Annotated in this window: 20 protein-coding genes; 7 read left to right on the top strand and 13 right to left on the bottom strand. The window is 72.4% G+C overall.

Features of this window, described 5'->3' with window-relative positions; translation table 11 throughout:
- Positions 1 to 16: 16 nt before the first annotated feature.
- On the bottom strand, positions 17 to 1072 hold the full coding sequence (locus ACZ6J5_RS12280; protein WP_469390447.1) for a lipoate--protein ligase family protein: 1056 nt from the start codon (positions 1070 to 1072) through the stop codon (positions 17 to 19).
- 201 nt (positions 1073 to 1273) lie between these two features.
- Here ACZ6J5_RS12280 and ACZ6J5_RS12275 point away from each other — a divergent pair, with 201 nt between their 5' ends.
- From ACZ6J5_RS12275 to ACZ6J5_RS12255, 5 genes are all read left to right on the top strand, one after another.
- Positions 1274 to 2131: an inositol monophosphatase family protein gene (locus ACZ6J5_RS12275; RefSeq protein ID WP_469390445.1), complete on the top strand. Its 858-nt coding sequence runs from the start codon at positions 1274 to 1276 to the stop codon at positions 2129 to 2131.
- 70 nt (positions 2132 to 2201) lie between these two features.
- Positions 2202 to 3623, top strand: a complete 1422-nt coding sequence (locus ACZ6J5_RS12270; RefSeq protein WP_469390443.1) for a phytoene desaturase family protein — start codon at positions 2202 to 2204, stop codon at positions 3621 to 3623.
- 41 nt (positions 3624 to 3664) lie between these two features.
- On the top strand, positions 3665 to 4216 hold the full coding sequence (locus tag ACZ6J5_RS12265) for an O-acetyl-ADP-ribose deacetylase (RefSeq protein WP_469390441.1): 552 nt from the start codon (positions 3665 to 3667) through the stop codon (positions 4214 to 4216).
- Between the two features lie 49 nt (positions 4217 to 4265).
- Positions 4266 to 5738 carry an AlkA N-terminal domain-containing protein gene (locus ACZ6J5_RS12260; RefSeq protein WP_469390439.1) on the top strand — a complete coding sequence of 491 codons (1473 nt, stop codon included), beginning with the start codon at positions 4266 to 4268 and terminating at the stop codon, positions 5736 to 5738.
- Between the two features lie 12 nt (positions 5739 to 5750).
- Positions 5751 to 6254, top strand: a complete 504-nt coding sequence (locus tag ACZ6J5_RS12255; protein ID WP_469390437.1) for a methylated-DNA--[protein]-cysteine S-methyltransferase — start codon at positions 5751 to 5753, stop codon at positions 6252 to 6254.
- On the opposite strand, the gene ACZ6J5_RS12250 is transcribed toward ACZ6J5_RS12255, so the two are convergent.
- From ACZ6J5_RS12250 to ACZ6J5_RS12235, 4 genes are all read right to left on the bottom strand, one after another.
- Positions 6251 to 6967, bottom strand: a complete 717-nt coding sequence (locus ACZ6J5_RS12250; protein ID WP_469390436.1) for an SIR2 family NAD-dependent protein deacylase — start codon at positions 6965 to 6967, stop codon at positions 6251 to 6253. The two genes, ACZ6J5_RS12255 and ACZ6J5_RS12250, sit on opposite strands and share 4 nt — an antisense overlap.
- Positions 6968 to 7008: 41 nt before the next feature.
- Complete coding sequence (locus ACZ6J5_RS12245; protein ID WP_469390435.1) at positions 7009 to 7530, bottom strand: NUDIX domain-containing protein; 522 nt, start codon at positions 7528 to 7530, stop codon at positions 7009 to 7011.
- Complete coding sequence (locus tag ACZ6J5_RS12240; protein WP_469390433.1) at positions 7527 to 8600, bottom strand: ADP-ribosylglycohydrolase family protein; 1074 nt, start codon at positions 8598 to 8600, stop codon at positions 7527 to 7529. Before ACZ6J5_RS12240 ends, ACZ6J5_RS12245 begins: the two co-directional genes overlap by 4 nt.
- 69 nt (positions 8601 to 8669) lie before the next feature.
- On the bottom strand, positions 8670 to 10358 hold the full coding sequence (locus ACZ6J5_RS12235; protein ID WP_469390431.1) for a BCCT family transporter: 1689 nt from the start codon (positions 10356 to 10358) through the stop codon (positions 8670 to 8672).
- A gap of 112 nt (positions 10359 to 10470) precedes the next feature.
- Between ACZ6J5_RS12235 and ACZ6J5_RS12230 the strand changes: the two genes are divergently transcribed.
- On the top strand, positions 10471 to 11622 hold the full coding sequence (locus tag ACZ6J5_RS12230; protein WP_469390429.1) for a glycerate kinase: 1152 nt from the start codon (positions 10471 to 10473) through the stop codon (positions 11620 to 11622).
- A 69-nt stretch (positions 11623 to 11691) separates the two neighbouring features.
- A complete protein-coding gene (locus ACZ6J5_RS12225) occupies positions 11692 to 12213 on the top strand; it encodes a GNAT family N-acetyltransferase (protein ID WP_469390427.1) in 522 nt (173 codons plus the stop codon).
- Positions 12214 to 12288: 75 nt separating this feature from the next.
- On the opposite strand, the gene pssA is transcribed toward ACZ6J5_RS12225, so the two are convergent.
- From pssA to ACZ6J5_RS12185, 8 genes are all read right to left on the bottom strand, one after another.
- On the bottom strand, positions 12289 to 13164 hold the full coding sequence (pssA, locus tag ACZ6J5_RS12220) for a CDP-diacylglycerol--serine O-phosphatidyltransferase (RefSeq protein ID WP_469390553.1): 876 nt from the start codon (positions 13162 to 13164) through the stop codon (positions 12289 to 12291).
- The gene (locus tag ACZ6J5_RS12215) at positions 13157 to 13813 is read right to left on the bottom strand and encodes a phosphatidylserine decarboxylase (RefSeq protein ID WP_362479495.1); all 657 of its coding nucleotides are present in this window, start codon (positions 13811 to 13813) and stop codon (positions 13157 to 13159) included. Before ACZ6J5_RS12215 ends, pssA begins: the two co-directional genes overlap by 8 nt.
- Before the next feature lie 170 nt (positions 13814 to 13983).
- Positions 13984 to 15189 carry an acyl-CoA dehydrogenase family protein gene (locus ACZ6J5_RS12210; protein WP_469390425.1) on the bottom strand — a complete coding sequence of 402 codons (1206 nt, stop codon included), beginning with the start codon at positions 15187 to 15189 and terminating at the stop codon, positions 13984 to 13986.
- 2 nt (positions 15190 to 15191) lie between these two features.
- The gene (locus ACZ6J5_RS12205) at positions 15192 to 15704 is read right to left on the bottom strand and encodes a MaoC family dehydratase (protein ID WP_351660024.1); all 513 of its coding nucleotides are present in this window, start codon (positions 15702 to 15704) and stop codon (positions 15192 to 15194) included.
- Positions 15705 to 15708: 4 nt separating this feature from the next.
- The gene (locus ACZ6J5_RS12200; RefSeq protein WP_469390423.1) at positions 15709 to 16683 is read right to left on the bottom strand and encodes an HpcH/HpaI aldolase/citrate lyase family protein; all 975 of its coding nucleotides are present in this window, start codon (positions 16681 to 16683) and stop codon (positions 15709 to 15711) included.
- Positions 16680 to 18740, bottom strand: coding sequence for a protein meaA (locus ACZ6J5_RS12195; RefSeq protein WP_469390421.1), 2061 nt, complete (start codon positions 18738 to 18740; stop codon positions 16680 to 16682). The genes ACZ6J5_RS12200 and ACZ6J5_RS12195 overlap by 4 nt, the downstream gene beginning before the upstream one ends.
- 14 nt (positions 18741 to 18754) lie before the next feature.
- Entirely contained in the window at positions 18755 to 20092 is a 1338-nt protein-coding gene (ccrA, locus tag ACZ6J5_RS12190; protein ID WP_469390419.1) for a crotonyl-CoA carboxylase/reductase, read from the bottom strand.
- A 407-nt stretch (positions 20093 to 20499) separates the two neighbouring features.
- Positions 20500 to 21351, bottom strand: coding sequence for a TetR family transcriptional regulator (locus tag ACZ6J5_RS12185; RefSeq protein WP_469390417.1), 852 nt, complete (start codon positions 21349 to 21351; stop codon positions 20500 to 20502).
- Positions 21352 to 21470: the final 119 nt, after the last annotated feature.

The following is a 21470-nucleotide window of genomic DNA, read 5'->3' as shown; positions in this document are numbered from 1 at the left end:
CCGGGACCCGTCCGCATCAGGGCACCCGGGCGGTCCACTCCGGAGTCGCGAACTTCGTCTCCGCGAGCTCCTTCGCCCGGGCCAGCTCCTCCTCCGTGACCCGGCCCTCCGACAGGCCGTAGCGGGAGCGGAAGGAGGCGGTCATCCGCTCGATGACCGCCTCCCGGGGCAGCCCGGTCTGGCGGCGCAGCGGGTCCACCCGCTTCTTCGCGCTCTTGGTGCCCTTGTCGGACAGCTTCTCCCGGCCGATGCGCAGCACCTCGGTCATCTTGTCGGCGTCGATGTCGTACGCCATCGTCACGTGGTGCAGCACGGCGCCGTCCCCGGAGGCCATCCGCTTCTGCGCGGCGCCCGCGATCTTGCCCGCCTCGGTGGCGATGTCGTTGAGCGGCTGGTACCAGGCCTTCACGCCCATGTCGCCGAGCGCGCCCAGCACCCAGTCGTCCAGGTACGCGTAGCTGTCGGTGAAGGACAGGCCCTGCACCAGGGCGTCCGGGACCGACAGCGAGTACGTGATGGTGTTGCCCGGCTCGATGAACATCGCCCCGCCGCCGCTGATCCGGCGCACCACCTCGATGCCGTGCCGCTCCGCCGCCTCCGGGTCCACCTCGTTGCGCAGCGACTGGAAGCTGCCGATCACGACGGCGGGCGCGCCCCACTCCCAGACCCGCAGCGTCGGCGGCCGGCGGCCCGCCGCGACCTCGGCGGTCAGCACCTCGTCCAGGGCCATGTGCAGCGCCGGGGACTGCGGCGGCTCGTGGACGAGCTGCCAGTCGTAGTCGGTCCAGTCGGTGGCGTGCGCCAGGGCGCGGCGGACCGCCACGCCGACGCCCTCCGTGGTCAGCCCGTACATCTGGGTGCCCGGCGGCAGCGCCGCGTCGATCCGGGCGGCCAGACCGGCCGCGTCGGTGTCCGCCGGGGCGCCCTCCAGGGCCCCGTCGATCGCCAGGATCGCCTCGTCGGGCTCCAGGAAGAAGTCGCCCGCGACCCGGACCCGGCGCAGCGCGCCGTCCTCCACGTCGAGGTCGACGACGACCAGCTTGCCGCCCGGAACCTTGTACTCGCCGTGCACGGGACCCTCCCCGGAGATGGACCTGCAGGGGGATGGACCTGCAGAGAAAGAGACAAAGGGGTGAACTCGATCAAAGCGTACTCGCGGAGCGGCGGAGGTCCGCCGGTTGTCCACAGGCGGTCGCCCCCAGGTCGTCACGGGGTCGCCCCCAGGCCGTCACGGGGTCTCCGGAATGTCAGCGCGGTGTGTTTGGCTGGTCACATGAGCCGAGACGACCAGACCACAGCCGCAGCGTTCCTGGAGCACCTCCTCGCCGGAGGGACGACCGAGGTGGAGGAGGCCGTCCGCAAGGCCGCCGCCGCCGAGATCATGCCGCGCTTCCGCCGGCTCGGCGCCGAGGAGATCGTCGAGAAGAACGGCCCGCACGACCTGGTCACCGTCGCCGACCGGGCCGCCGAGGCCCATCTGACCGCCTCGCTCACCGCCCTGCTGCCCGGCTCCGTCGTCGTCGGCGAGGAGGCCGTGCACGCCGACCCCTCGGTGTACGACGCGCTCGGGGGCGACGCCCCCGTCTGGATCGTCGACCCGGTCGACGGCACCCGCCAGTTCGTGCGCGGCGAGGACGGCTTCTGCACCCTGGTCGCCCTGGCCGTGCGCGGCGAGCTCCTCGCCTCCTGGACCTACGCCCCCGCCCTGGAGGAGCTGGCCGTCGCGGTGCGGGGCCGCGGCGCCACCGTCGACGGACGGGTCATACGGTCGGGGGCGCCCGCCCCGGGAGCGGACCTGGCCGTCGCCACCTCGCACCCCGACTACACCACCCCGGACCAGAAGCGCGCCCTGCTCGGCCTGCGCGTCGAGGGCGTCCGTCCCCGGCCCTGCGGCTCCGCCGGCCTGGAGTACCTGGCGGTCGCCAAGGGCGAGCTCGACGCGGTCGCCTTCTCCTGGGAGTACGCCTGGGACCACGCCGCGGGACTGCTCCTGGTCGAGGAGGCCGGCGGCACGGACCTGACCCTCACCGGCGAGCGCTTCCGCGTCACCGGGGGCAACGCGCTGCCGTTCACCGCCGCCCGCGACGCCGCCACCGCACAGCGCGTCCGCGCGCTGCTCGGGGCCCCGTAAGTCCCTTGCGGGGCCCGGCCTATGCTGGAATCCCTGGCCCCTGGCCATCGGCTGACGAAGGAGTCCGAAGGTGCCGTCGATGCTCGATGCCGTCATCGTGGGGGCGGGACCCAACGGGCTGACCGCCGCCGTGGAGCTGGCCCGGCGCGGCTTCTCCGTCGCGGTCTTCGAGGCGAAGTCCACCGTCGGCGGCGGCGCCCGCACCGAGGAGCTCACCCTCCCCGGCTTCCGCCACGACCCGTGCTCGGCGGTCCACCCGCTGGGCGCCGGGTCGCCGGTCTTCAAGACCATGCCGCTGGCCCGGCACGGCCTGGAGTGGCTGCACCCCGAGCTCCCGATGGCCCACCCCTGGGACGACGGCACCGCGGCCGTCCTCTCCCGCTCGGTCGCCGAGACCGCCGCCTCCTTCGGCCCCCGAGACGCCGGCGCCTACCGGCGGCTCGTCGCGCCCTTCCTCGGCAAGTGGGACACCCTCGCCGGTGACTTCATGCGGCTCCCGCTCACCGCGCTGCCCCGCGACCCGGTCACCCTCGCCCGCTTCGGCCTCGCCGGGCTCCCGCCGTCCACCTGGCTGCTGCGCCGCTTCCGCGACGAGAAGGCGCCCGCCCTCTTCGCCGGCCTCGTCGGCCACGTCATCGCCCCGCTCGGCGGCATCGCCACCGGCGCCGTCGGCCTGGTCTTCGCGCTCGCCGCGCACGCGGGCGGCTGGCCGATCCCCAAGGGCGGCTCCCAGTCCATCTCCGACGCCCTCACCTCGTACCTCACGGAGCTCGGCGGCACCGTCCACACCGACTACGAGGTCAAGCGGCTCGACGACCTGCCGCCCGCGCGGGCCTACGTCTTCGACACCTCGCCCACCGCCCTCGCCCGGATCGCCGGACTCGGCGGCCACTACGACTCCTACCGCTACGGCGCCAGCGCCTTCAAGATCGACTACGCGCTCTCGGGCCCCGTGCCCTGGACCGCCGCCGAGGCCCGCCGCGCGGGCACCGTCCAGATCGGACCCACCGCCGGGGAGATCGGCACCGCCCTCACCCAGGCCTCCTCCGGCACCGCCCCCGACACCCCCTTCCTCATCGCCGCCCAGCCCACCCTCGTCGACCCCGGCCGCGCCCCCGACGGCAAGCACGTCTTCTGGGTCTACGGCCACGTCCCCAACGGCTGGCGGGGCGACCTCACCGACGCCATCGAGCGGCAGATCGAGCGCTTCGCCCCCGGCTTCCGCGACCTCGTCCTCGCCCGCGCCACCGCGGGCCCGCCCGAGCTCGCCGAGCGCAACGCCAACTACATCGGCGGCGACATCGCCTGCGGCGCCGCCCGAGGCCTCCAGCTGCTGCTGCGCCCCAAGCTGTCGCCGCACCCCTACAACACCCCGCACCCGGCGGTCTTCCTCTGCTCCTCCGCCACCCCGCCCGGCCCCGGCGTCCACGGCATGTCCGGGCACAACGCCGCCAAGGCGGTCTGGCGCCGCCTGCGCGCACCCGTCCGGTAAACCCCGCGCGGGCAGGCGGCGGGCGGAGCGAGGATGGGGGCATGAGCAGCCGTCCCCGCATCCTCCTCGTCCTCGGTGACATCACCCGCCAGCACGCCGACGTCATCGTCAACGCCGCCAACTCCTCGCTGCTCGGCGGCGGCGGAGTCGACGGCGCCATCCACCGCGCGGGCGGCCCCGCCATCCTCGCCGAGTGCCGCGCCCTGCGCGCCGGCCACTACGGCCGGGGCCTGCCCACCGGCCGCGCCGTCGCCACCACCGCGGGGAACCTGGCCGCCCGCTGGGTCGTGCACACCGTGGGACCCGTGTACGACGGGGCGGAGGACCGCTCGGCGCTCCTCACCTCCTGCTACACCGAATCCCTCCGGGTCGCCGCCGCGCTCGGCGCCGAGACGATCGCCTTCCCGGCCGTCTCCACCGGCATCTTCCGCTGGCCCATGGCCGCCGCCGCGCGCCTCGCGATCCGCGCCGTGCACGCCGTCCACGCCGAGACCGCCCCGCCGCTCCGGGAGATCCGCTTCGTGCTCTACGACGAGGACGCCTACGAGGTCTTCGTCACGGCCCTCGCCGAGGCTGACGCCACCGGACGTTGATGTCGTTTTCCCGCCAGCCAGGCGCCCGTCCATCGCCGATCCTTGAGACATGCACACCGACACCGAGCGCTGCGTGCGGGCCGTCCGGTCGAAGGACGCCCGCTTCGACGGCGTCTTCTTCACCGCCGTCCGCACCACTCGGATCTACTGCCGCCCCAGCTGCCCGGCCGTCCCGCCCAAGGCCGAGAACATGGAGTTCCACCCCAGCGCCGCCTCCTGCCAGCGGGCCGGCTTCCGCGCCTGCAAGCGCTGCCGCCCCGACACCAGCCCCGGCTCGCCCGCGTGGGACGCCCGCGCCGACACCGTCGCCCGCGCCGTACGGCTCATCCGCGACGGCGTCGTGGACCGCGAGGGCGTCCCCGGACTCGCCGCCCGGCTCGGCTACTCCGCCCGCCAGATCGAACGCCAGCTCCTCGCCGAACTCGGCGCCGGCCCCCTCGCCCTCGCTCGCGCCCAGCGCGCCCAGACCGCCCGGCTGCTCATCGAGAGCACCGCGCTGCCGATGGCCCAGATCGCCTTCGCGGCCGGCTTCTCCTCCGTCCGCACCTTCAACGACACCGTCCGCGAGGTCTTCGCCCTCACCCCCGGCGAACTGCGCTCGCGCGCGGCCCCCGCCGCCCCCGCCGCCGCCACCGGCACGGTGCTCGCCCTCCGGCTGCCGTTCCGCGCCCCGCTGGAGCCCTCCAACCTCTTCGGCCACCTCGCCGCGACCGCCGTCCCCGGCGTCGAGGAATGGCGCGACGGCGCCTACCGCAGGACCCTCGCCCTCCCGTACGGGCACGGCATCGTCGCCCTCGCGCCCCGCGCCGACCACGTGCTGTGCCGGCTCTCCCTCACCGACCCGCGCGACCTCACCCACGCCATCAGCCGCTGCCGCCGGCTGCTCGACCTCGACGCCGACCCCGTCGCCGTCGACGGACAGCTGCGCACCGACCCGCTGCTCGCGCCCCTGGTCGACGCGGCGCCCGGCCGCCGGGTCCCGCGCACCGTGGACGCCGCCGAGTTCGCCGTCCGGGCCGTGCTCGGCCAGCAGGTCTCCACCGCCGCCGCCCGCACCCACGCCGCCCGCCTGGTCACCGCGCACGGCGTCCCCGTCGACGACCCGGAGGGCGGCCTCACCCACCTCTTCCCGACCCCCGAGGCGCTCGCCGGACTCGACCCCGAGACCCTTGCCCTGCCCCGCAGCCGCCGCGCCACCCTGCTCACCCTCGTCACCGCGCTCGCCGACGGCGGCCTCTCCCTCGGCCCCGAGAGCGACTGGACGGAGGCCCGCGCCCGGCTCCTCGCCCTCCCCGGCTTCGGCCCCTGGACCACCGAGGTCATCGCCATGCGGGCGCTCGGCGACCCCGACGCCTTCCTCCCCGGCGACCTCGGCGTCCGCCGCGCCGCCCAGGGCCTCGGCCTGCCCGCCACCCCCGCCGCGCTCACCTCCCGCGCCGCCGCCTGGCGCCCCTGGCGGGCCTATGCCGTCCAGTACCTCTGGGCCACCGACAGCCATCCGATCAACCACCTCCCCGCCTAAGGAAAGCCCGTCATGCCCACCGTCCAGCACACCGTCGTGGACAGCCCCTACGACGCGCTGACCCTGGTCGCCGTCGACGGCGTGCTCAGCCGCGTCCACATGACCGACCAGCGCCACCGCCCGCCCGAGGAGTCCTTCGGCACCCCCGACCCCCGCCCCTTCACCGAGACCGTCCGCCAGCTCGACGCCTACTTCGCCGGCGAGCTCACCGACTTCGACCTGGAACTCCGCCTCATCGGCACCCCGTTCCAGCTCCGCGTCTGGGAACAGCTCCGCCTCATCCCGTACGGGGAGACCCGGACGTACGGCGAACTCGCCGAGGCCCTCGGCAGCCCCGGCGCCTCCCGCGCGGTCGGCCTCGCCAACGGCAGGAACCCGGTCTCGATCATCGTCCCCTGCCACCGCGTCATCGGCTCCGGCGGCTCCCTCACCGGCTACGGCGGCGGCCTTGCCCGCAAGAAGCGCCTCCTCGCCTTCGAATCGGGAGAATCGGGGCGGGAGGAGACGCTGTTCTAGCCCAGCCGCTCCAGCAGCGCCGGGAGGGCCGTGCCGATCGGTTCGCGGATCACTTCGGCGGCGAGCGGGTCGTACGGGGTCGGCTCGGCGTTCACGACGATCAGTCGGGCGCCGTGTTCCGCCGCGATGCCCGCCAGGGAGGCGGCCGGCTGGACCTGGAGGGAGGAGCCGACGGCCAGGAACACCTCGGCCGCCTTGGCGATCGCCATGGCGTTCGCCAGCACCACCGGGTCCAGCCGCTGCCCGAACATCACCGTCGCCGGCTTCAGGATCCCGCCGCAGACGCGGCACGCCGGATCGGCCTCGCCCGCCCGCACCCGGTCCAGCGCCTCCGCCGCCGACGAGCGCGCGTGGCAGGCCGTGCAGACCACCGCGCGCGCCGAGCCGTGCAGTTCGAGGACCTTGCGCTCCGGGACCCCGGCCGCCTGGTGCAGCCCGTCCACGTTCTGCGTGAGCACCCGCAGCGCGTGCCCGCTCCGCTCGAACGCGGCGATCGCGTGGTGCGCCGCGTTCGGCTCCGCCTCCAGCACCGGGCCGTCCAGCCGCATCCGCCAGGAGCGGCGGCGGATCTCCGGATCGGCCATGTACGGCCCGTAGGTGACGAGCCGCTCGGCCTCCGGGTCGGTCCGCCACACGCCCCGCGGGCCCCGGTAGTCGGGGATGCCCGAATCGGTGGAGACGCCGGCCCCGGTGAGGATCGCGATCATGGTCATCCCGCGAGCCTAGGGCGTGCCGGGAAGGCCCCGCGAGCCGATTACCGCGCCGCCGGGCGCCCGTTCTCCAGCTCCACCGGGCCTCGGCCGTCCGCCAGCGCGCCGAGCGCGGCGAGCACCCGCGGGCCCAGGCTGCCCGGCAGGTACGCCGTGGTCTCCGCCGGGTCGATCAGCTTCCAGGACACCAGCTCCTCCCTCTGGAGCCGGATCGCCGCGAACCGCGCCTCCGACAGCACCCCGCCGTCGTACAGGTACGCCACGATCGGCGGCCGTCCCGTCCCGTGCGCCCAGTCCACCACGAGCAGCCCGCCGACCGCCACGTCCAGGCCGATCTCCTCCGCCGTCTCCCGGCGGGCCGCCTGGCGGGGCGTCTCGCCCGCGTCGGACTCCACCGTGCCGCCCGGCAGCGCCCAGCCCTCCCGGTAGTTCGGCTCGACGATCAGGATCCGGCCGTCCTCGTCCCGGAACAGGACCGCCGCGGCGGCCAGGACCCGGGGCAGGCCGGCGATGTACGCGGCATAGGCGGACGACGTGGGCTGTGCGGGCTGAGCGGGCTGTGTCATCCCGTCAGCGTAGCCAGCCGCAGCGTCCGTTCGGCGAGTTCGCCGATCCGCACCCCGTCGAAACCGGACACCGCGCTGCGCACCCGGTCGCGCAGCGGCTCCGACCACTGCGGCGGAATGGCCGCCGCCCCGCACAGCACCCCCGCCACCGAGCCCGCCGTCGCCCCGTTGGAGTCGGTGTCCAGACCGCCGCGCACGGTCAGCGTGATCGTCCGGGTGAAGTCCCCCTCCCCGTACAGCAGTCCGGCGGTCAGCACCGCCGCGTTCGGCACCGCGTGGATCCAGCCGAGGCCGCCGTTCTCCCGCCGCAGCTCGGCGAGGGTCTCCGACCAGGCGAGCCCCGCCTCGTGCAGGGCCATCGTGTGCCGCACCGCCCGGGCCAGCCGGCTGCTCGCGGGCACCCGCTCCAGCGCCGTCTCCAGCGCCGCGCGCGGACCCGGCGCCGTGAACGCGGCGGCGACCAGCGCCGCCGCCCACATCGCCCCGTACACCCCGTTGCCCGTGTGCGAGAGGACCGCGTCGCGGCGCGCCAGCGAGGCGGCCCGGCGCGGATCGCCGGGCGAGGTCCAGCCGTAGACGTCCGCCCGGATCAGCGCGCCGATCCACTCCTGGTGCGGATTGTCGTACGTGGCCGTCAGCGGCGGCTTCAGCCCGTTGGCGAGGTTGCGGTACGCCACCCGCTCCGCCGTGAAGGTCCGCAGATAGGGCAGCCGCAGCAGCCACACCTCACCGACCTGCTCGGTGGTGAAGGCGAAGCCCCGGGTCTCCAGCAGGTGCAGGACCAGGATCGAGTAGTCGATGTCGTCGTCCCGGCAGCTGCCGCGGATCCGGCCGCGCACGCACTGCGGCCACTCCGGCCGCAGCTCGAAGCCGTCGGCCCCGGCGGCGGGCGGCGCCGGCAGGTAGTCGGTGAGCGGGAGGGCGTCGGTCAGGCGCAGATAGGCGTCGATCCGCTCGGGCGTCCAGTGGTCGCCCCGCTCGACCGGCTTGCCGAGCATGTTCCCGGCGATCCGTCCCGTCCAGCCGCCCAGGATCCGGTCGGCGAGCTCGGCGTGCGTGAGGAGGCCCATGCGACCGGTGTACCGGGAACACCGCCGGGCCGCCCGCCGACGCCCCGCGCGGGTCGCCCCCTCGGCCCCCTACTCCTCCTCGCCCCCCGACTTGGACTTCGCCGCCCGGCGCAGCCGGTGGTGGCGCGAGGCGCCCTGCTCGGTGATCGCCTCGCCGACCGCCGCGCGCACCGCGTCCCGCACCCCGTGCAGCGCCTGGTGCCGGGCCGGACCCGCGCCCGGGTCCTCGCGGAGCTCCTTCAGCAGCGCCCAGCACAGGCCCAGCATCACCAGCACGAACGGCAGCGCGACCAGGATCGTCGCCGTCTGCAGCGAGCTGAGCCCGCCCGCCACCAGCAGCACCGCCGCGACCGCCGCCATCAGCACGCCCCAGGCCACCACGAGCCAGGTCGGCGGGTGTAGCGCGCCCCGGCTGGTCAGCGAGCCCATCACCAGGGACGCCGAGTCGGCGCTGGTGACGAAGTACGTCATCACCAGGAGCATCGCCAGGTACGAGGTGACCGTGCCGATCGGCAGCGCGTCGAGCATCGCGAACAGCGAGGCCTCCGGGCCGTCCTTGACCGCCGTCGCCAGGTCCGCCTCGCCGGTGGACTGGAGCCGGATCGCGGTGCCGCCCATCACGCAGAACCAGATGACCGTCGCCCCCGAGGGCACCAGCAGCACCCCGAACAGGAACTCCCGCACCGTCCGGCCGCGCGAGATCCGGGCGATGAAGGTGCCGACGAAGGGGGCCCAGGACAGCCACCACGCCCAGTAGAAGATCGTCCAGGCGCCCAGCCAGGCCCGGTCCGTGAACGCCCCGGTGCGGCTCGCCATCGGCAGCAGCTGGTGCAGGTAGCCGCCGACCGAGGCCGGGATGGTGTCGAGGATGTAGACCGTCGGGCCGATCAGGAAGACGAACAGCGCCATGCAGCCCGCCAGCACGATGTTCAGCGTCGACAGCCACTTCACCCCCTTGTGCAGGCCCGAGAAGGCCGACAGGACGAAGGCCGCCGACAGCGACACGATGATGATCAGCTCGGTGGCCGTGGAGTCCTTCACGCCCACCGTCAGGTTCAGCCCCTCGGCGACCTGGAGCGCGCCGAGCCCGAGGCTGGTCGCGGTGCCGAAGACCGTCGCGAAGACCGCCAGCAGGTCGATCGCCTTCCCCGGCCAGGACCGGGCCCTGCGCTCGCCCATGAGCGGCACGAAGGCGGCGCTCAGCGTGTTGCCACGCCCCTTGCGGAAGCCCGCGTACGCCAGCGCGAGGCCCGCGATGCCGTAGATCGCCCACGGGGTGAGCGTCCAGTGGAAGAACGAGTACTCCAGGGCGGTACGGGCCGCCTCGCCGGACTGGGGCGGCACCCCGCTCGCCGGGGGCGGGCTGAGGAAGTGCTGGAGCGGTTCGCCCACCCCGTAGAACATCAGGCCGATGCCCATGCCCGCGCTGAACATCATCGCGATCCACGCGAGGTTGGTGAACTCCGGCTCCGAGTCGTCGGCGCCCAGCCGGATCCGGCCGTAGCGGCTCAGTGCGATCACCACGCACAGCACCAGGAAGACGTCGGCGGCGGTGACGAAGAGCCAGGCGAAATTCGACAGGACCCAGTTCAGGGCCGAGGAGGAGGCGCTGTCGAAGGAGTGCTTGCCGAGCGCCGCCCAGCCGACCACGCCGACCACGACCGCCATCCCGATGGCGATGACCTTCGCGTCGGGGCCGGAGGAGGGGGCGGGACCAGGGCCTTCTTGTGATGTCTGATCGATCGGTTCGGTACTCATGATGGCCCACTATGATGTGGAATTTCGCTTTATCCGGGGGTGGCACGCCGTCTTGCCGTGCGGATAAGGTCGGCCTCGGCGCGACTGCACGTTCGAAAGCAAGGGATGCAAGGTGACGGACGGAGCAGTAACTGAGGCTGCGCGCGTACTGGTCGCGGCCGACAAGTTCAAGGGCTCGCTCACGGCCGTACAGGTCGCGGAGCGGGTCACGGCCGGCCTGCGACAGGTCGTCCCGGAGCTCGAAGTGGAGACCCTGCCCGTCGCCGACGGCGGCGACGGCACCGTCGCGGCGGCCGTCGCGGCCGGATTCGAGCGCCACGAGGTCACCGTGACCGGGCCGCTCGGCGCGCCCGTCACCGCGGCGTTCGCGCTGCGCGGGAGCACCGCCGTGGTGGAGATGGCGGAGGCCTCCGGTCTCCAGCTGCTGCCGGCCGGGGTCTTCGCGCCGCTGACCGCCACCACCTACGGCTCCGGCGAGCTGCTGCGCGCGGCCCTCGACGCCGGTGCCACCACGATCGTCTTCGGGGTCGGCGGCAGCGCCACCACCGACGGCGGCGCCGGGATGCTCGCCGCGCTCGGCGCGGTCTTCCTGGACGCGGACGGCGCCCCGGTCGGTCCCGGCGGCGGCGCCCTCGCGGGCCTGGCCTCCGCCGACCTGTCCGGCGTCGACCCCCGCTTCGCCGCCGTGGACCTGGTCCTCGCCAGCGACGTGGACAACCCGCTGACCGGCCCCAAGGGCTGCGCCGCCGTGTACGGCCCGCAGAAGGGCGCCACCCCCGAGGACGTGGCCGCCCTCGACGCGGCCCTCGCGCACTACGCGCGGATCCTGGAGAAGGCCATCGGCCCCAAGGCCGCCGAGCTGGCCGCCTCCCCGGGCGCGGGCGGCGCGGGCGGCATCGGCTACGGGGCCCTGCTGCTCGACGCGAGCTTCCGCCCCGGCATCGAGCTGATGCTGGAGGTGCTGGGCTTCGCCCCGGCCCTGGAGCGCGCCACCCTGGTCATCACGGGCGAGGGCTCGCTGGACGAGCAGACCCTGCACGGCAAGGCCCCGGCGGGCGTCGCCGCGGCGGCCCGCGCGGCCGGCAAGGAGGTCGTCGCGGTCTGCGGACGGCTCGCCCTGCCGCCGGAGGCCCTGGGCGCCGCCGGCATCCGGCGCGCCTACCCGCTGGCCGAGCTGGAGCCCGACCCGGCCCTGTCCATGGCGAACGCGGGCCCGCTCCTGGAGCGCGCCGCGGCGAACATCGCGCGGGACTTCCTCGCGTAGGGGCGCCCGGTGTCCCGCGCGGCCGCGCGGGACACGCCCGCGTAACACGGGCGTGTGAGGCTCCCCGGTATGAACGCGCACACCGACACCGTCCGCCCGCTCACCCCCGAGGAGGTCCGTCGGCGGGCCGCTGACGGCCTCGGGGACCTCCTCGTGGACGCCGTGGCCTCCGGTGCCTCCATCGGCTTCCTGGACCCCCTGGAGCCCGCCGAGGCCGCCGCCTGGTGGGCCGGGGCCGCCGGGGACCGCGAGGTCTGGGCGGCGTACGGGCCCGGGGACGAGGTCCTCGGCGCCGTCACCCTGGTCCGGGACGGCAAGGCCAACGGGCGGCACCGGGGCGAGATCGCCAAGCTGGTCGTCCACCGGGCCGCCCGAGGCCGGGGCCTCGGCCCCCGCCTGCTGGCCGCCGCCGAGGCCCACGCCGCCGCCACCGGGCTCAGCCTGCTCGTCCTGGACACCGAGACCGGCAGCCCCGCCGAGCGCCTCTACCGCGCGGCCGGCTGGACCGAGGCGGGGTCGATACCGGACTTCGCGGCCGACCCCGGCGGCACCCTGAGGGCCACCACGCTCTTCTACAAGCGCCTCGCCTGAAACCTCCCCGGACATGCCGAAGGGCCCCGGACGCTCGCGCGTCCGGGGCCCTTCGCCGTTGTCGCTCCGCCCCCGCTACGGGAGCTGAGCCGCCTGCGCCTGCCGCGCCTCCCGGCTCTCGCGCCGGTTGCCGCGGAAGGTGTTCACCCGCCGGGCCGTCGCGAAGAGGGGGATCACGGCGCCCAGCACCACCTGGAGCGCGCAACCGGTCTGGAGCAGGAACGCTCCGCCCGGCGCGTCGAACGCCCACGCCGCGAGCATCGCCATCGCGCCGACGATCCAGCTGAGCATCGCCACCGCGAGGATGCCCCGCGGCTTCGGGTACTCGACCCGGCTCACCATCAGCCAGGCGACGCCGATGATCGCGAGGAGCGTCGGGATGAACGGCAGCTCCAGCAGGATGATCGACACGACGGTCAGGGCGCCGAAGGGGCTCGGCATGCCCTGGAACATCCCGTCCTTCATCGTCACGCACGAGAAGCGCGCGAGTCTCAGCACCACCGCGAGCAGCACCACGATCGCGGCCAGCGCCGAGACCTTCTGCTGCGCGTCGTCCGCGACCATGCCGTAGACCAGCACGAAGTACGCCGGGGCGAGGCCGAAGCTGATCAGGTCCGAGAGGTTGTCGAGCTCGGCGCCCATCGGCGAGCTGCGGAGCTTGCGCGCCACGATGCCGTCGAAGAGGTCGAAGATCGCCGCGGCCAGCATCAGGATCACGGCGGTGGCGGCGCTGTTGCGCGCCATGCCGGTCTCGCTGCTGCCGGTGAGGTGCGGGATCAGGATGCCGGTCGTCGTGAAGTAGACCGCCATGAAGCCGCACGTGGCGTTACCGAGCGTGAGGGCGTCCGCTATGGACAGCCTCAGCGACAGCGGCATCTCCTCGGCCTCGTCGGCGGCCTCCTGGTCACCGTCGGCGACCCAGTCGGCCGCCCGTGTGTCGGGATCAATCACGGTCAATGCGAGTCACCCCCGCGGTCGTGGTCTGACCGACCTCGACGGCGACCTCGACACCTTCCGGGAGGTAGATGTCGACGCGCGAACCGAAGCGGATCAGACCGATGCGGTCTCCCTGCTCGACCTTCGTCCCCTGCGGGATGTACGGCACGATGCGCCGGGCGACGGCACCCGCGATCTGGATCATCTCGATGTCACCGAGCTCGGTGTCGAAGTGCCAGACGACACGCTCGTTGTTCTCGCTCTCCTTGTTGAACGCCGGCACGAAGCCACCGGGGACATGCTCCACGGACGTCACGGTGCCGGCCAGCGGCGCGCGGTTGACGTGCACGTTCAACGGGCTCATGAAGATGGCGACGCGGGTGCGTCCGTCCTTCCACGGCATGATGCTCTGCACCACGCCGTCGGCGGGCGAGATGACCCGGCCCTGAGCGATCTCGCGCTCGGGGTCGCGGAAGAACCACAGCATTCCGGCCGCGAGCGCCGTGGTCGGCACGGCGATGGCCGCGGCGCGCCTCGACTTGCGGGAGCGCGCGAGGCTGAGCGCCGCGGTGGCGACGGTCGGCAGGAGCCACGGGGACGCTCCCCGTGCGATGCGGGCGCCCTTGAGGGTGTCGCGATGTGCGGAGGTTCGACTGTCGGGCATGGATGACCTTCGTAGCGGATGATGCCGCGCTGGCAACAGGGGGACGGCGGCTTTCCGGCGATGCTATCGGTTGCGGGGCGCAACTGGGCAAGCCAGGAACCGAGTCGGCGGCCGGAAGACGAACACGGGGTGTGATCTTCTTCGCGGCCGAACCAACTCAAAAGCGACAATCAGCCCTGGAATCGGTATTCCTCCAGGAGGCGGCGGCCAATGATCATTTTCTGGATCTCGGCGGTACCTTCACCGATGAGCAGCATCGGTGCCTCGCGGTAGAGGCGCTCGATCTCGTACTCCTTGGAGAAGCCGTAGCCACCGTGAATGCGGAACGCATCCTCGACGACCTCCTTGCAGTATTCGGAGGCGAGGTACTTCGCCATCCCGGCTTCGAGGTCGTTTCGTTCCCCGGAGTCCTTTTTGCGTGCTGCATTGACCATCATCGCATGGGCGGCCTCGACCTTGGTAGCCATCTCGGCCAGCTTGAACTGGATCGCCTGGTGCTGGGCGATCGGCTTACCGAAAGTGTGACGCTGCTGGGCATACTGGACGCCGAGTTCGAAAGCACGCTGTGCGACGCCGCAGCCACGGGCCGCCACGTTCACGCGGCCGACCTCGACGCCGTCCATCATTTGGTAAAACCCTCGCCCGGTCTGGCCGCCGAGGACCCGATCGGCCGGAATGCGCAGTCCGTCCATGATGAGCTCGGTCGTGTCGACGCCCTTGTAGCCCATCTTCTCGATCTTGCCGGGAATGGTGAGACCGGGACGCACCTCGCCGAAGCCGGGCTCCTTCTCGACGAGGAAGGTCGTCATCGACTTGTGCGGGGCGGTGCCCTCGGGGTGTCCTTCGTCACTTCGGACGAGCACCGCGACCAGCGTTGACGTGCCGCCGTTGGTCAGCCACATCTTCTGGCCGTTGAGGACGTACGCGTCGCCGTCCTTCACCGCCTTGGAGGTGATGGCCGACACGTCCGAGCCGAGCCCCGGCTCCGACATGGAGAACGCGCCGCGCGTCTCGCCGGCCGCCATCCGGGGCAGGAAGTACTCCTTCTGCTCCTGGGTGCCGTGCTGCTTCAGCATGTACGCCACGATGAAGTGCGTGTTGATGATGCCGGAGACCGACATCCAGCCGCGCGCGATCTCCTCCACGCACAGCGCGTAGGTGAGCAGCGACTCACCGAGACCCCCGTACTCCTCGGGGATCATCAGACCGAAGACGCCGAGCTCCTTGAGGCCGTCGACGATCTGCTGGGGGTACTCGTCACGGTGCTCCAGCTCCGTGGCGACCGGGATGATCTCCTTGTCGACGAAGTCCCGGACCGTGGCGAGGATCTCCCGCTGGACGTCGGTCAGACCGTGGGTCTGGGCGAGTCGCGCCATGACTACTTCCCCTGTTCCTTGAGCTGGGGGCGGCCGGGCTGCTCGCCGCCGCGCGCTTCGATGTACTCGGCGGTCGGGACCATCACCTTGCGGCGGAAGACGCACACCAGGGTGCCGTCCTGCTTGTAGCCCTTGGTCTCGACGTGGACGATGCCGCGGTCGCTCTTCGACCTCGACGGCGTCTTGTCCAGGACGGTCGTCTCGCCGTAGATCGTGTCGCCGTGGAAGGTCGGTGCCACGTGCCGCAGCGACTCGATCTCCAAGTTGGCGATCGCCTTGCCCGAGACGTCCGGGACGGACATGCCGAGCAGCAGCGAGTAGACGTAGTTGCCGACGACCACGTTCCGCTTGAAGTCGGTGGTGTTCTCGGCGAAGTTCGCGTCCATGTGCAGCGGATGGTGGTTCATCGTCAGCAGACAGAAGAGATGGTCGTCGTACTCGGTGACCGTCTTCCCGGGCCAGTGCTTGTAGACGGCGCCGATCTCGAACTCTTCGTAGGTGCGGCCGAACTGCATGGACTCAGGCCTCCGGGATCTCGAACTCGGTGGTGCGCTTCATGCCGGCGGCACGGCCCTTGCCCGAGATGACCAGGGCCATCTTGCGGGAGGCCTCGTCGATCATCTCGTCGCCGAGCATCGCCGAGCCCTTCTTCCCGCCGGCCTCGGACGTGTAGTAGTCGTACGCGTCGAGGATCAGCTCGGCGTGGTCGAAGTCCTCCTGGGAGGGCGAGAAGATCTCGTTCGCCGCGGCGACCTGGTCCGGGTGCAGCACCCACTTGCCGTCGAAGCCGAGCGCGGCGGCGCGCCGCGCGACCGCGCGGTAGCCCTCCTGGTTGCGGATCTGGAGGTAGGGGCCGTCGATCGCCTGGAGGTTGTTGGCGCGGGCGGCCATCAGGATGCTCATCAGGATGTGGTGGTAGGCGTCCGCCGGGTAGCCGGGCGGCTGCTCGCCGACGACCAGCGACTTCATGTTGATGGAGGCCATGAAGTCGGCCGGGCCGAAGATGATGGTCTCCACGCGCTGCGAGGCCCGCGCGATGGCGTTGACGTTGTTCAGGCCCTGGGCGTTCTCGATCTGCGCCTCGATGCCGATCTTGCCGACCTCGAAGCCCATGGTCTTCTCGATCTGGGTGAGCAGCAGGTCGAGCGCGACGATCTGCTCGGCGTTCTGCACCTTCGGCAGCATGATGCAGTCGAGGTTCTGGCCGGCGCCCTCGACGACGGTGACGACGTCGCGGTACGTCCAGTGGGTCGTCCAGTCGTTGACGCGGACCACGCGGGTCTTGCCGGTCCAGTCGCCCTCGTTGAGGAACTTCACGATGGTGTGCCGGGCGTCCGGCTTGGCCAGCGGCGCGCAGGCGTCCTCCAGGTCCAGGAAGACCTGGTCGGCGGCGAGGCCCTGGGCCTTCTCCAGGAAGCGCGGGTTGGAGCCGGGCACCGCGAGGCAGGAGCGGCGCGGGCGCAGCCGGTTCACCGGGGAGACAGGGCTGGTCATGCGGGGACCTCCGTACATTCAAGGGGGCTGAGCTGGTTGGCTTTGCGGATCTCGTCGACGATACGGCCGATGATCCCGGTGATGCCGAAGTCCTTCGGGGTGAAGACGGCGGCCACGCCCGCGGCCCGGAGCTCCTCGGCGTCGGCGTTCGGGATGATCCCGCCGACGACCACCGGGATGTCGGCCGCGCCGGCCGTCCGCAGCCGCTCCAGCACGTCGGGCACGAGCTGGGCGTGCGAGCCGGAGAGGATCGACAGCCCGACGGCGTGCACGTCCTCCTCCAGGGCCGCGTCCACGATCTGCTCGGGCGTGAGCCGGATGCCCTGGTAGACCACCTCGAACCCGGCGTCGCGGGCCCGTACGGCGATCTGCTCGGCGCCGTTGGAGTGCCCGTCCAGGCCCGGCTTGCCGACCAGGAAGCGCAGCTTGCCCACGCCCATGTCCCGGGCGGTGCGGTCCACCTTGCCGCGGACCTCGGCCATCGGGGAGCCCGGCTCGGCGGGGACGGCCACGGGGGCGGAGGAGACGCCGGTGGGCGCGCGGAACTCGCCGAAGACCTCGCGCAGCGCCTCGGACCACTCGCCCGTGGTGACGCCGGCCCTGGCGCACTCCAGGGTGGCCTCCATCAGGTTCGCGGTGCCCTTCGCGGCCTCCTTGAGCTGCTCCAGGGCCTGCTGGGTGGTGGGGAAGACGAACGGGTCGCCGCCGCCCTGCCGGTCCGTGGACTCCTGGCGCTCGGCGCGCCAGCGCCCGACGGCGGCGACCACCCGGGCCTCGACGGCCGGGTCGACGGTCTGGATCGCGGTGTCCAGGTCGGCGGTGAGCGGGTTGGGCTCGGTCGTCTCGAAGATGTTGACGCCGATGATCTTGTCGTCGCCCGACTCGATGCGGGCGCGCCGCTCGGCGTGCGAGGAGACGAGCTGCGCCTTGAGGTAGCCGGACTCGACGGCGGCCATGGCGCCGCCCATCTCCTGGATCCGCTCGATCTCGGCCAGGCACTCGGCGACCAGCGCCTCCACCTTGGCCTCGATCACGTGCGAGCCGGCGAAGATGTCCTCGTACTCCAGCAGGTCGGACTCGTGGGCGAGGACCTGCTGGATGCGCAGCGACCACTGCTGGTCCCAGGGGCGCGGCAGGCCGAGCGCCTCGTTCCAGGCGGGCAGCTGCACCGCGCGGGCGCGGGCGTCCTTGGAGAGGGTGACGGCCAGCATCTCCAGGACGATCCGCTGGACGTTGTTCTCCGGCTGGGCCTCGGTCAGGCCGAGCGAGTTGACCTGGACGCCGTAGCGGAAGCGGCGCTGCTTGGCGTCCTCGATGCCGTACCGCTCCCGGGTGACGGTGTCCCAGATGCGGCCGAAGGCGCGCATCTTGCACATCTCCTCGATGAAGCGGACGCCCGCGTTCACGAAGAAGGAGATGCGGGCGACGACCTCGCCGAAGCGCTCCTCGGGGACCTGTCCGGAGTCGCGGACGGCGTCGAGGACGGCGATGGCCGTGGACATCGCGTACGCGATCTCCTGGACCGGCGTGGCGCCCGCCTCCTGCAGGTGGTAGCTGCAGATGTTGATCGGGTTCCACTTCGGGATGTGGTTGACCGTGTACGCGATCATGTCCGTCGTGAGCCGGAGCGAGGGGCCGGGCGGGAAGACGTGCGTCCCGCGCGACAGGTACTCCTTCACGATGTCGTTCTGGGTGGTGCCCTGGAGCCGGGTGACGTCCGCCCCCTGCTCCTCGGCCACCACCTGGTAGAGCGCCAGCAGCCACATCGCGGTGGCGTTGATGGTCATGGAGGTGTTCATCTGCTCCAGGGGGATGTCCTGGAACAGCCGCCGCATGTCACCGAGGTGCGAGACGGGCACCCCGACCCGGCCGACCTCGCCTCGGGCGAGGACGTGGTCGGGGTCGTAGCCGGTCTGCGTGGGCAGGTCGAACGCGACCGAGAGGCCGGTCTGGCCCTTGGCGAGGTTCCGCCGGTAGAGCTCGTTCGACGCCTCGGCGGTCGAGTGGCCGGCGTAGGTCCGCATGAGCCACGGCCGGTCCTTCTGACGCTCTGTCATCTCTGGTCCCGGGGTCAGACGTTACGGAAGCGGTTGATGGCGTCGATGTGCTGGGCGCGCAGCTCCGGGTCGCGGACGCCGAGGCCCTCCTCGGGGGCGAGGGCGAGCACGCCGACCTTGCCCTGGTGCAGGTTGCGGTGGACGTCGTACGCGGCCTGGCCGGTGTCCTCCAGGGAGTAGACCTTGGAGAGGGTGGGGTGGATCTTGCCCTTGGCGATCAGGCGGTTGGCCTCCCACGCCTCGCGGTAGTTGGCGAAGTGCGAGCCGATGATCCGCTTCAGCGACATCCACAGGTAGCGGTTGTCGTACTGGTGCATGTAGCCCGAGGTGGAGGCGCAGGTGGTGATGGTGCCGCCCTTGCGGGTGACGTAGACGGAGGCGCCGAAGGTCTCACGGCCCGGGTGCTCGAAGACGATGTCGATGTCCTCGCCGCCGGTCAGCTCGCGGATCCTGGAGCCGAAGCGCTTCCACTCGCGCGGGTCCTGGGTGTTCTCGTCCTTCCAGAACCTGTAGCCCTCGGCGTTGCGGTCGATGACCGCGTCGGCGCCCATGGAGCGGCAGATGTCGGCCTTCTCCGGGGAGGAGACGACGCAGATCGGGTTGGCGCCGCCGGCCAGCGCGAACTGGGTGGCGTACGAGCCGAGGCCGCCGCTCGCGCCCCAGATGAGGACGTTGTCGCCCTGCTTCATCCCGGCGCCGTTGCGGGAGACGAGCTGGCGGTACGCGGTCGAGTTGACGAGGCCGGGGGAGGCCGCCTCCTCCCAGCTGAGGTGGCCGGGCTTGGGCATCAGCTGGTTCGACTTGACCAGGGCGATCTCGGCGAGGCCGCCGAAGTTGGTCTCGAAGCCCCAGATGCGCTGCTCGGGGTCGAGCATCGTGTCGTTGTGCCCGTCGGAGGACTCCAGCTCGACGCTCAGGCAGTGCGCGACGACCTCGTCGCCGGGCTTCCAGGAGTTGACGCCCGGGCCGGTGCGCAGCACGACGCCGGCCAGGTCGGAGCCGATGACGTGGTACGGCAGGTCGTGGCGCTTGGTGAGCTCGGACAGGCGCCCGTAGCGCTCCAGGAAGCCGAAGGTGGAGACCGGCTCGAAGATCGAGGTCCAGACCGAGTTGTAGTTGACCGAGCTGGCCATGACGGCGACCAGGGCCTCGCCCGGGCCGAGCTCGGGCAGCGCCACGTCGTCGAGGTGCAGCGACTTGCGCGGGTCCTTGTCGCGGCTCTCCAGCCCGGCGAACATCTCCGCCTCGTCCTTGTGGACGGTGATGGCGCGGTACGACTCGGGGAGCTTGATGCTGGCGAAGTCGGCCGACGTGGAGTCGGGCGACTGGATCGCGTCCAGGATGTCCTTCACGGGATGCCTCCGGCGGTGCGGCGTCCCCGGGGGACGCGCTGAGGGTTACGTCGGGGTGGGTGCTGTGGAGGTGTGCCGTCGGTTCGGCCGGTGGTGCGGTGGCGGCGCCGGTGTGGGGCGCGAGGGGTGCCTGTGACGCAGGCGTCCGGGCGCACGAGCAGGATCGCTTGTGGGGACAGCCGGCGCGCGAGGAGATTCTCCGCGGGCCGGCCGCCCGGACGACTTCAACGTATGGCACGCCGTGTCACGTGACAAGGCACTGCGTGCCAACAATTTCTCTCAGATGCGATCTGGTGCCCGCAGATGAGCGATGATCGATCGAGAACCCGGCTGAGCTGCGCAAACGCGACATGGGCCGCCCCCGGAAAACCGGGAACGACCCATGGGTGAGAGCGATGGAGCGGGGTTCAGCCCCGCGTGAGGGCCTGCTGGATGGTCCGCATGACCTCGTCGAGCGGTGCGTCCGTACGGGCGACGGCGATGACCACGTCACCCGCCGCGGAGGCGGTCGCCACCGGCGCCGGCCCCTCCGCGGCGGCGGCCGCCGGGAGGGCCGTCGCGGCCCCCGCCGGGGTCGCGGGGCGGCCCGCGCCTATGCCGGTGCCGAAGGTCTCCCGCACGATGGCGAAGGCGTGGTCCAGCTGCGCCTCCACGTCCCCCTGGCCGCCCGCCCGCAGCCATCGCCGCAGCACGTGGTTGTGGGCGGTGACCACCGCGGAGGCGGCCACCTCGGCGAGCAGCGGGTCGTCGTTGCCGTCGTGGTGGTCGCGCTCGTCGAAGTGGCCCAGCAGATAGCGCGTGAAGAGACGCTCGTAGCGGGCCACCGAGGCGATCTCGCGCTCCCGCAGGGTCGGCACCTCGCGGGTCAGCCGGTAGCGCTCCACGGAGACCGCGGGCGAGCCGGCGTACATCTTCATGACTTCCTTGATGCCCCGGCACACCGTGTCCAGCGGGTGCTCGTGCGGCGGGGCCGCGTTCAGCACGGCCTCGGCGCGCACCAGGGTGTCGTCGTGGTCCGGGAAGATCGCCTCTTCCTTGGAGCGGAAGTGGCGGAAGAAGGTGCGCCGGGCCACCCCGGCCGTCGCGGCGATCTCGTCGACCGTGGTGGCCTCGTACCCCTTCGTCGCGAAGAGCTCCATGGCCGCGGCGGCGAGCTCCCGGCGCATCTTGAGCCGCTGCGCGGCGGCGCGGGTCCCCGCCGCGCTCTCCTGAGCGTCGGGCGTGGACGTGGCACGGGGTGTCTTCGCGGCCTTGGACATGGACCGAACGTACTGCATCGGAGCGGGAGTGTGCCCAGGTGGGGGAGGGGAGCCGGGCCCCGCGCCCGGGGTGCCCGAGGGGCTCAGCAGCCCTCCCCACTGCCCGTACGGCTCGGCGG

It is taken from the genome of Streptomyces sp. NPDC042100 (genome assembly GCF_055582325.1).
Note: the sequence above shows the minus strand (reverse complement) of the source record. Positions and strands in the feature narration are given on the sequence as shown.

Bases quoted from the DNA above. Each gene is read 5' to 3' on its own strand.
- ACZ6J5_RS12275 (WP_469390445.1), top strand. From the start codon at position 1,274: ATGAGCCGAGACGACCAGACCACAGCCGCAGCGTTCCTGGAGCACCTC.
- ACZ6J5_RS12215 (WP_362479495.1), bottom strand. From the start codon at position 13,813: ATGCCCGACAGTCGAACCTCCGCACATCGCGACACCCTCAAGGGCGCC.
- ACZ6J5_RS12245 (WP_469390435.1), bottom strand. From the start codon at position 7,530: ATGACACAGCCCGCTCAGCCCGCACAGCCCACGTCGTCCGCCTATGCC.
- ACZ6J5_RS12240 (WP_469390433.1), bottom strand. From the start codon at position 8,600: ATGGGCCTCCTCACGCACGCCGAGCTCGCCGACCGGATCCTGGGCGGC.
- ACZ6J5_RS12255 (WP_469390437.1), top strand. From the start codon at position 5,751: ATGCCCACCGTCCAGCACACCGTCGTGGACAGCCCCTACGACGCGCTG.
- ACZ6J5_RS12195 (WP_469390421.1), bottom strand. From the start codon at position 18,740: ATGACAGAGCGTCAGAAGGACCGGCCGTGGCTCATGCGGACCTACGCC.
- ACZ6J5_RS12235 (WP_469390431.1), bottom strand. From the start codon at position 10,358: ATGAGTACCGAACCGATCGATCAGACATCACAAGAAGGCCCTGGTCCC.
- ACZ6J5_RS12205 (WP_351660024.1), bottom strand. From the start codon at position 15,704: ATGCAGTTCGGCCGCACCTACGAAGAGTTCGAGATCGGCGCCGTCTAC.
- ACZ6J5_RS12250 (WP_469390436.1), bottom strand. From the start codon at position 6,967: ATGACCATGATCGCGATCCTCACCGGGGCCGGCGTCTCCACCGATTCG.
- ACZ6J5_RS12185 (WP_469390417.1), bottom strand. From the start codon at position 21,351: ATGTCCAAGGCCGCGAAGACACCCCGTGCCACGTCCACGCCCGACGCT.
- ACZ6J5_RS12225 (WP_469390427.1), top strand. From the start codon at position 11,692: ATGAACGCGCACACCGACACCGTCCGCCCGCTCACCCCCGAGGAGGTC.
- ACZ6J5_RS12200 (WP_469390423.1), bottom strand. From the start codon at position 16,683: ATGACCAGCCCTGTCTCCCCGGTGAACCGGCTGCGCCCGCGCCGCTCC.
- ACZ6J5_RS12210 (WP_469390425.1), bottom strand. From the start codon at position 15,189: ATGGCGCGACTCGCCCAGACCCACGGTCTGACCGACGTCCAGCGGGAG.
- ACZ6J5_RS12265 (WP_469390441.1), top strand. From the start codon at position 3,665: ATGAGCAGCCGTCCCCGCATCCTCCTCGTCCTCGGTGACATCACCCGC.
- ACZ6J5_RS12260 (WP_469390439.1), top strand. From the start codon at position 4,266: ATGCACACCGACACCGAGCGCTGCGTGCGGGCCGTCCGGTCGAAGGAC.